Source organism: Corallococcus sp. 4LFB, assembly GCF_046520365.1.
Taxonomy (GTDB): domain Bacteria; phylum Myxococcota; class Myxococcia; order Myxococcales; family Myxococcaceae; genus Corallococcus; species Corallococcus caeni.
This window is the reverse complement of record NZ_JBKGHJ010000440.1, coordinates 1-7,067: the sequence shown is the minus strand read 5'-3', so window position 1 is coordinate 7,067 and position 7,067 is coordinate 1. Positions and strand designations below refer to the sequence as shown.

Genomic DNA, 7,067 nt, shown 5'->3' with positions numbered 1-7,067 from the left:
CGACGTGGGCGAGGCGCGCACCCTGCCCCGCCGCGTTGTTGGCGCCGGAGTTGGAGGCGCGCGGCGGCGGCGCGGAGACGGGCTCCACGGCGGGCGCGGAGGGCGCCACCGCCGGGATGTTGGTCATGCTCTGCGTGGGCACCGGGGACGGGCCGCTGTAGCCCGCCTCGATGGCCGCCAGCATGCCGTCCGGCGCGCGGATGTCCGCGTACTCAGCCAGGCGCTGCTTCTCGCGCTCGACCTCCTCGGCGAACGTGGACTTCATGTACTGCATGAGGTCCTTGCGGCCGAAGATGGAGTCGCTCGTCAGCAGGAAGCGCTGCAGGTCGTCGCCCAGCTCGCTGGCGTACTGGTAGCGCTCCTCCACGTCCTTCGCGAGCGACTTGAGGACGATGCGCTCCAGCGCCTCCGGGATGCGCCGGTTGTACGTGGACGGCGACGGCACCTCCGCCTTGCGCACCTTCTCCAGCACGGAGAAGTCGCTGTCGCCCACGAAGAGGCGCTCGCCGGTGAGCATCTCGTAGAGGCACACGCCAATGGCGAACACGTCCGAGCGGCGGTCCAGCGGCAGGCCGCGGATCTGCTCCGGGCTCATGTAGCCGAACTTGCCCTTGAGGATGCCGGCCTGCGTCTTGGTCGCCTTGCCCGCCGCCTTCGCGATGCCGAAGTCGATGACCTTGACCTCGCCCTCGAAGGACACGAGCACGTTCTGCGGCGAGATGTCGCGGTGGACGATGTTGAGCTCGCGCCCCATCCCGTCCTTCTTGCGGTGGGCGTAGTCCAGGCCCTCGCACATCTTCGCCACGCAGAAGGCGACGAGCGGCACCGGCGCCGGCTCACCCTTCTTCCGGCAGCGGTCGAAGATGGCCCGCATGTCCTTGCCGGGGATGTACTCCATCGAGATGAAGTAGCTGCTGGCGATCTGCCCCAGCTCGTAGATCTGCGCGATGTTGGCGTGGGTCAGCTGGACGCTGATCTTCGCCTCGTCGATGAACATCGAGATGAATTCTTCATCTTCGGCGATGTTCGGCAGGATGCGTTTGATGGCGACGAGCCGCTCGAAGCCACTGGCGCCGAACTGTTTGCCGCGCCAGACCTCCGCCATGCCGCCGATGTTGACGCGGTCCAGGAGGAGATACTTCCCGAACGGGATGGGTTGCCGCTTCGGTTGAGAGGTCGTCACTGTGTGTGGGGGTCGAGTCCTTGCAGGGAGCCTATCGATCGCGGCTCCGAAGGGTCAACCGCGCACGCGGACCTATTTCCGCCCGCTTGCCCTCCAGGCAACCCGGATTCAAGGCGAAGCGGAGGTCGCGGCGCCCCCATCCATCACCGTGGGCATCTCCAGGTCGATGCCCGGCATGACGTCATTCTCCTCTGGGACCTGGGCGTGCAGGGCGGCGGATCGCGGCTCGCCCCGCACGGAGAGCACGGCCGGCGCACCAAAACGCACCTCGGCGGGCAGCCCGACCAGGGTCACCCAGGCCTGCTTGCCGTCCCTGGCCACACAGTACAGCAGCGTGCCGGGCCGCGTGCCGGACGCGTCGCGGACGGGGCCCTCGCAGCCGGTGCGCACCTGGAGTGTGTAGGCCGGCACCGGCACGCCGCGCTCCAGGTAGGGCGGCGCGCCCAGCGCGTCCACGAGGGGCTGGAGCACCTGCTCGCGGGAGGGAACGGCCTCCTCGGTGGCCAGCTTCTGGGCCTCGGCCTGGAAGCGCCGCAGCGCCACGGCGCCCAGTTCCGGCGAGTCCAGCGGCGTCTTCCCCTCCACCAGCACCAGGTCCAGGAAGAGCGCGACCACGAGCAGGATGGGCAGGAGCCGGTAGCCCTTGAAGCCCTCCGGCTTCTTGCGAAGCAGCCCCGAGAGGAAGACGGCCAGCCCCACCCCGGAGAGCCCCAGCACGACGCTCGTGCGCACGACGGACGGCGGCGCCAGCAGCGCGGAGACCTCCGCGGTCCGGGCGCGCAGGGCATCCGCGAGGTCGCCCCCGTAGATCCACCCGAGCGCCCCCAGGCACACGACGTTGGCCAGGAGCGTCTTGCGCGAAGGGCCGCTCATCCCGCCAGCGTCCTGGCCGGGTCCGTGGCGGCGGCGCGGCGGCTGGGGAAGTAGGCCCCGGCGAGCGCGGCCACGAGCCCCAGCAGCACCCCGCCCAGCACCACCGCCGCCGGGAAGGAGAAGAAGCTCTCCGGCTTGAAGGGGAAGTTGGGCAGGTAGCCCTTCGCGAGCCGGTCCACGAGGAGGGCCAGCAGCAGCGCCGCCGCAGTTCCCGCCGCGCCGCCCAGCACGCCCACCACGCCGGCCTCCGCCAACACGATGGCGCGCACGTCCGCGCGCGAGGCGCCCACCGCCTGCATCACGCCAATCTCCTTCGCCCGCGCACGCACGGACGAGGACATGGCGTGGGCGATGTTCACCGCCGCCAGCACGCAGATGAGGATGGAGAGCAGCGCCAGCGCGGACGTGGTGAGCGCCACCGCCGCGCCCGCGTTCTCCGCCAGCCGGCGCTCCTGATCATCGATTTCGAAGCCCATCCCCTTCACCGCCTCCACCAGCTCCGGGACGCGCGAGGGATCCGCCGCCACCAGCGTGACGCCGGAGTAGCTGTCCGCGTCCGCGCCCGACGCGCGGTTGATGCGCACCGCCGTGTCCAGCGGGATGGTGATGCCCGCGAGCATGGCCCGGTCGGACGCGCCCACCACCTGCGCCTGCTGCGTGGTGGTGGGGCCACCGGACGTGGCCGCCACGTAGGAGCGGTTGAACTCCACCGGGAAGCCGAAGCCGATGAGCATCTCCGCGGACAGCTGCGGCAGCTTGCGCGCGGGCGCGAACGTCTTGTTGTACAGCTCCAGGAGGCGCGTGGAGACGAGCGCGGGGATGGCCTTGCCCTCCCCCGGGTCCTTGAAGTCCTTCGCCTCCGGCAGCCCCACGTCCTTCTGCACGAGGCCGGGGTCCACGCCCACCGCGAGCACCTCCATGCCCATGCGCAGGCGCGAGCCGAAGAAGACGCCGTCGTAGCGCGTGACCGCCGGCACCCGGACGTTCATCTTCCGGTACGTCGTCTCCACGCCGGGCAGCGCGGCCAGCCGCTCCACCGCGGAGGTATCCAACTTGCCGCCGCCCAGCAGGCCCAGCGACACCGCCGGGGGCACCACGTCCACCAGCCGCGAGTCCGTGGGGAAGATGCGCTCGCGGATGACGCGCCCGACGCCCAGCCCCAGGCCCACGAAGAACACCAGCGCGCCCACGCCCATGGCCACGCCGAAGGCGGAGAAGAACGCGCCCTTGCGCTCGCGCGCGAGGGACAACCTCACCAGTCGCGACAGTGCGTCGAACCTCACGGGGCACCTCGCGACGACGCCAGGGCTTCCGGCGCGGGGGATTCCTCCACCAGCCGCGCGTCCTTGAGCCGGAGCACCCGCCGCGCCACCGCGCTCATGCGCTCCTCGTGGGTGACGGTCAGCACCGTGAGCCCTTCTTTGTGCAGCTCCTGGAAGAGCTGGATGACGCCCGCGCCCGTGGCCGCGTCCAGGTTGCCCGTGGGCTCGTCACACAGCAGCAGCTTCGGGCCGCCGAAGAGGGCGCGGGCGATGGCCACGCGCTGGCGCTCGCCGCCGGACAGGCGCACCGGCGCGCGGTCCTGCTTGGAGCCCAGGCCCACGCGCTCCAGGAGCTGCTCGCGCGCCTGCGCCCGTCCGCCGTGGCCGGCCCGAAGTGCGACGGCAAGAGCACGTTCTCCAGCGCGGACAGGTTGGGGATGAGGTGGAAGGACTGGAAGACGAAGCCCACGTGCGTGTTGCGGAAGCGCGCCAGCTCCCGGTCGCGCAGGCCGGTGAGCTTCACGCCGCCCACCTCCACCTGCCCCTGGTAGTGCACGTCCAGGCCGCCCAGCAGGTGCAGCAGCGTGGACTTGCCGCTGCCGGACGCGCCCACCACCGCGACGAAGTCCCCGGCCTCCACGTCCAGCGACACGCCGTCGAGCACGCGCACGCGCGAGCCCTCGCCGTCCTCGTACTCCTTCACGACCTCGCGCGCGCGGATCAAGGCGTGGCCGGGGTGGTGGTCGTGGTGCCTGCGGGCGCGGGCGTCAGCCGCAGGGAGACCTCCGCCTGCAGCGCCTTGTCCTTGCGCGACAGGGCCAGCGTCACCGCGCGCAGGTCGTCCGTGGCGTCCAGCCAGCGCACCGTGGTGGCCTTGATGGCGAAGCCGCCAATGCCCCACGCGGCGGACGGCAGCGCCTTGACGGCGTCCGACAGCCGGCGCAGGTCCAGCAGCACCACCAGCGCGGCGTCCTTGCCCACCGCCTTCAGGTCCTCCGACACGGGGCCCGCGCCGGCCGGCTGCGCGAGCGACGCCAGCGTGGACTCCAGGCGCGCCCGGGGGGCCGCGAGCACCAGCTTGCCGTCCTTCGACAGCGCGAAGTGCGCGCCCTCGCCCGCGCGGTACGACGTCAGGTAGGCCTTCTGGCCGCTCATCTCCGTGGGCTCCACCTTCGCGCCGAAGCCGCCCGCGAAGCCGGGCACCTTGTCCAGCGTGGCCTGCCCCTTCGCCACGTCCTTCACCTCCGCGAGCGCCACCAGGTTGACGAAGCGGAAGGGGTTGGTGCGCCGCAGGTCCAGGTCCGGCATGCCCGAGGACAGGTTGACGGTGGGCGACAGCGACAGCGCGAACACCATGCCCGGCTTGAGGTTGTCCAGCACCTCCGCCTTCACGTCGAAGCCCGCGTTCTGCACCGCGCGCGTCACCTGCGAGCCGGCCAGGTACGGCCACACGCCGTCCAGCTGCGCGGGGTCGCCCCGGTAGCGCGCCACGAGGAAGCTGTCCTGCGGCAGCCAGCCGGTGAGCGACTCGCCGCCCTTGGACTCCAGCGCCGCGAGCGACGCCTGCGTGTCCGGCCACGGCGCGTCCGCGCGCAGCGTCACCGCGCGCTCCTCGATGTGGCCCGTGAAGGTGATGCCCTGCACCGTGCCCGCGGGCAAGAGGCCCGAGCCGCCCGGCAGCCACACGTGGAAGTCGCGGTCGCCGGCGAGCCGCTTGAGCGACGCCTCCAGCACCGGCTCCTTCGCCAGGGACTGCTCCTCCGGCAGCGCCGCCAGCTCCGGCAGCCGCGCCACCGACGCGCCCGCGGACAGGAGCACCAGGTCGTGCTTCAGGAAGAGCATGCCCAGCAGGGGCGTCGTGGAGCCCGGGCGGTTGAACGTGACGAGCCGGCCGGCGTCCACCTTGGTGTCCTGCTCCTCCGTCGCGCCCAGGCGCGTGCGGGCGAAGGTGGCGAAGGTCGTCTTCAGCTTGTCCGCGTCCTTCACGCCAATGACGGACACCGCCTGCGTGCCGCCGAGGAAGGCCGCGCCCGCGCCGCGCTTCGGGTCGATGCCCGCGTCCTCCAGCGCCTTCCGGCTGCGCAGGTCCACGCCCACCTGCCGCATCACCGCGGACACGTAGCGCTCCGCGGAGGGGAAGTTCTGCAGCTGCGCGACGAACGAAGCCACCTTGAGGTTCTGGAAGCGCGCGAGCTTCTCGCCCAGCGTGCCCAGGTCGTCGATGACGACCGCGGCCTGCGCGGTGCGCGGCAGGTAGCGCGACACGCCCCGGGGCGAGTCCGCGGGCCCGGCCGCCTCCTTCCCGCAGCGCGAGCAGCCGGCGAACACGACCAACAGCAGGACCAACGGGAGGAACCCAACGCGGCGGAGCATGGGCGTCAGGACAGGATGCCTTCGGCGGAGAGTCAATCTATTCGTGCGCCGTCCCAGGCCCCTGCCAGGCCCGCAAGGTGCCACGGTGAACAGGTGCCCGCCGCAGCCCGCGCCACCCGGAGGCGGCCCGCCGTCCGGGCCCGTGCCCGCCCTACCGCACGCGGGTGCCGCCGTGCGGCAGGGGCGCGGAGGTCTCCTCGGTGAAGTCGAGGAAGCGCTCCATCTGGCGCACCGTCTCGTCCGTGGCCTCCGTCTCCGCGGAGAGCACGTCCAGCTGCCGGTTGACGCTCTCCGGGTCGCGGATGGCGATGGACTGCTCGTGCGTCAGCCGCATCAGGTCCTCGATGCCGGCCAGCTGGTGGCTCACCACCTCGCGGCTCTCGCCCGCCTGCTCGAAGCGCATCAGGCGCTTGCGCAGAATCTCCACGCGCTTGCCCTTCACGTCCTTGAGGCGCGCGTTGGGCTCCTCCGCGACCTCCGCCTCCAGCGCCGTGACCTCGGAGGTCAGGTGCTCGCGGTCGGAGCCGCTCAGGTACGTGCGGTACTGGTTGAGCGCGGAGATGAGCCGCAGGAAGGACGTGAGCAGCGCGTCCAGCTTGGGCTCGCTGCTGGCCACCAGCACGCGCCCGGCGGGCAGCTTGCGGTAGTTGGCGAGAATCTTCTCCTTCAGCCCCACGAGCTGCTGGTAGTGGTCGCGCTGCGACGGCGCCAGGTCCGCGAGCAGCGCGTCCACCGCGGCGCTCGCGGCCTCCGGGTTGTCCGGCTGCTTCGAGCGCACGACGCGCTGGAAGCGCTTCATGGACGACAGGACGGCCAGGTAGACGCCCTCCACGCCCAGCGCCACCATCATGGGCAGCGGCTCCTGCGTCACGGCGCTGGACATGGCCGCCGTCGTCAGCCCCACCAGGTTGGCCGGCAGGAGGAACGCGGCCTTGATGTAGTTCGGTGTCTTCGCCACGTCCGACTCCCCTTCCCTCTTGGGCCCCGTCAGGGCCCCCGCGCCTCGGAGACGTACTTCAGCGCGCCCAGGTCCCGCGTGTCCTCCGCCGGAGGGGGCGCCGTCCCGCGCTTGAGCTTCTGGAAGAGCGCCGCGGCGCTCTGGAAGAGCTCGTCATAGGTAACCGGCGCCTCGCCGGAAAGTCCGAAGAAGGCCCGATTGTCCGCCAGCGTGGCGGGCGGCGCGCTGCGGATGGCCTCCGTGGGGTCGCCCAGGTAGGGCGCCACCTCGCCCAACAGCCGCGCCCCGGCCGCCGGGTCCTTGACCACGCCCTGCCCCGCGTCCAGAAGTCCACGCAGCACCCGCCGCACCGCGTCCGGGTAGCGCGCCGCGAAGTCGCCCGGGCCACCAGCACCGTGGCCAAGAGGTGCGGCGCGTC

General features: G+C 71.9%; 5 protein-coding genes and 2 pseudogenes. All 7 read right to left on the bottom strand.

Features of this window, described 5'->3' with window-relative positions:
• Positions 1 to 1,183, bottom strand: a 1,183-nt coding sequence (locus tag ACLEQD_RS33305) for a serine/threonine protein kinase (RefSeq protein ID WP_410389582.1), incomplete at its 3' end; no start/stop codon positions are given.
• A 108-nt stretch (positions 1,184 to 1,291) separates the two neighbouring features.
• Complete coding sequence (locus ACLEQD_RS33300) at positions 1,292 to 2,056, bottom strand: hypothetical protein (protein ID WP_410389580.1); 765 nt, start codon at positions 2,054 to 2,056, stop codon at positions 1,292 to 1,294.
• Positions 2,053 to 3,339, bottom strand: coding sequence for an ABC transporter permease (locus ACLEQD_RS33295; RefSeq protein ID WP_410389578.1), 1,287 nt, complete (start codon positions 3,337 to 3,339; stop codon positions 2,053 to 2,055). Before ACLEQD_RS33295 ends, ACLEQD_RS33300 begins: the two co-directional genes overlap by 4 nt.
• Positions 3,336 to 4,042 (bottom strand): annotated as a pseudogene (locus ACLEQD_RS33290) (ABC transporter ATP-binding protein). Before ACLEQD_RS33290 ends, ACLEQD_RS33295 begins: the two are co-directional and overlap by 4 nt.
• Complete coding sequence (locus ACLEQD_RS33285; protein WP_410389576.1) at positions 4,039 to 5,691, bottom strand: hypothetical protein; 1,653 nt, start codon at positions 5,689 to 5,691, stop codon at positions 4,039 to 4,041. Before ACLEQD_RS33285 ends, ACLEQD_RS33290 begins: the two are co-directional and overlap by 4 nt.
• Positions 5,692 to 5,842: 151 nt before the next feature.
• Positions 5,843 to 6,649, bottom strand: coding sequence for a hypothetical protein (locus ACLEQD_RS33280; protein WP_410389574.1), 807 nt, complete (start codon positions 6,647 to 6,649; stop codon positions 5,843 to 5,845).
• A gap of 29 nt (positions 6,650 to 6,678) precedes the next feature.
• Positions 6,679 to 7,067: pseudogene (locus tag ACLEQD_RS33275) on the bottom strand (hypothetical protein); the annotation flags it as partial.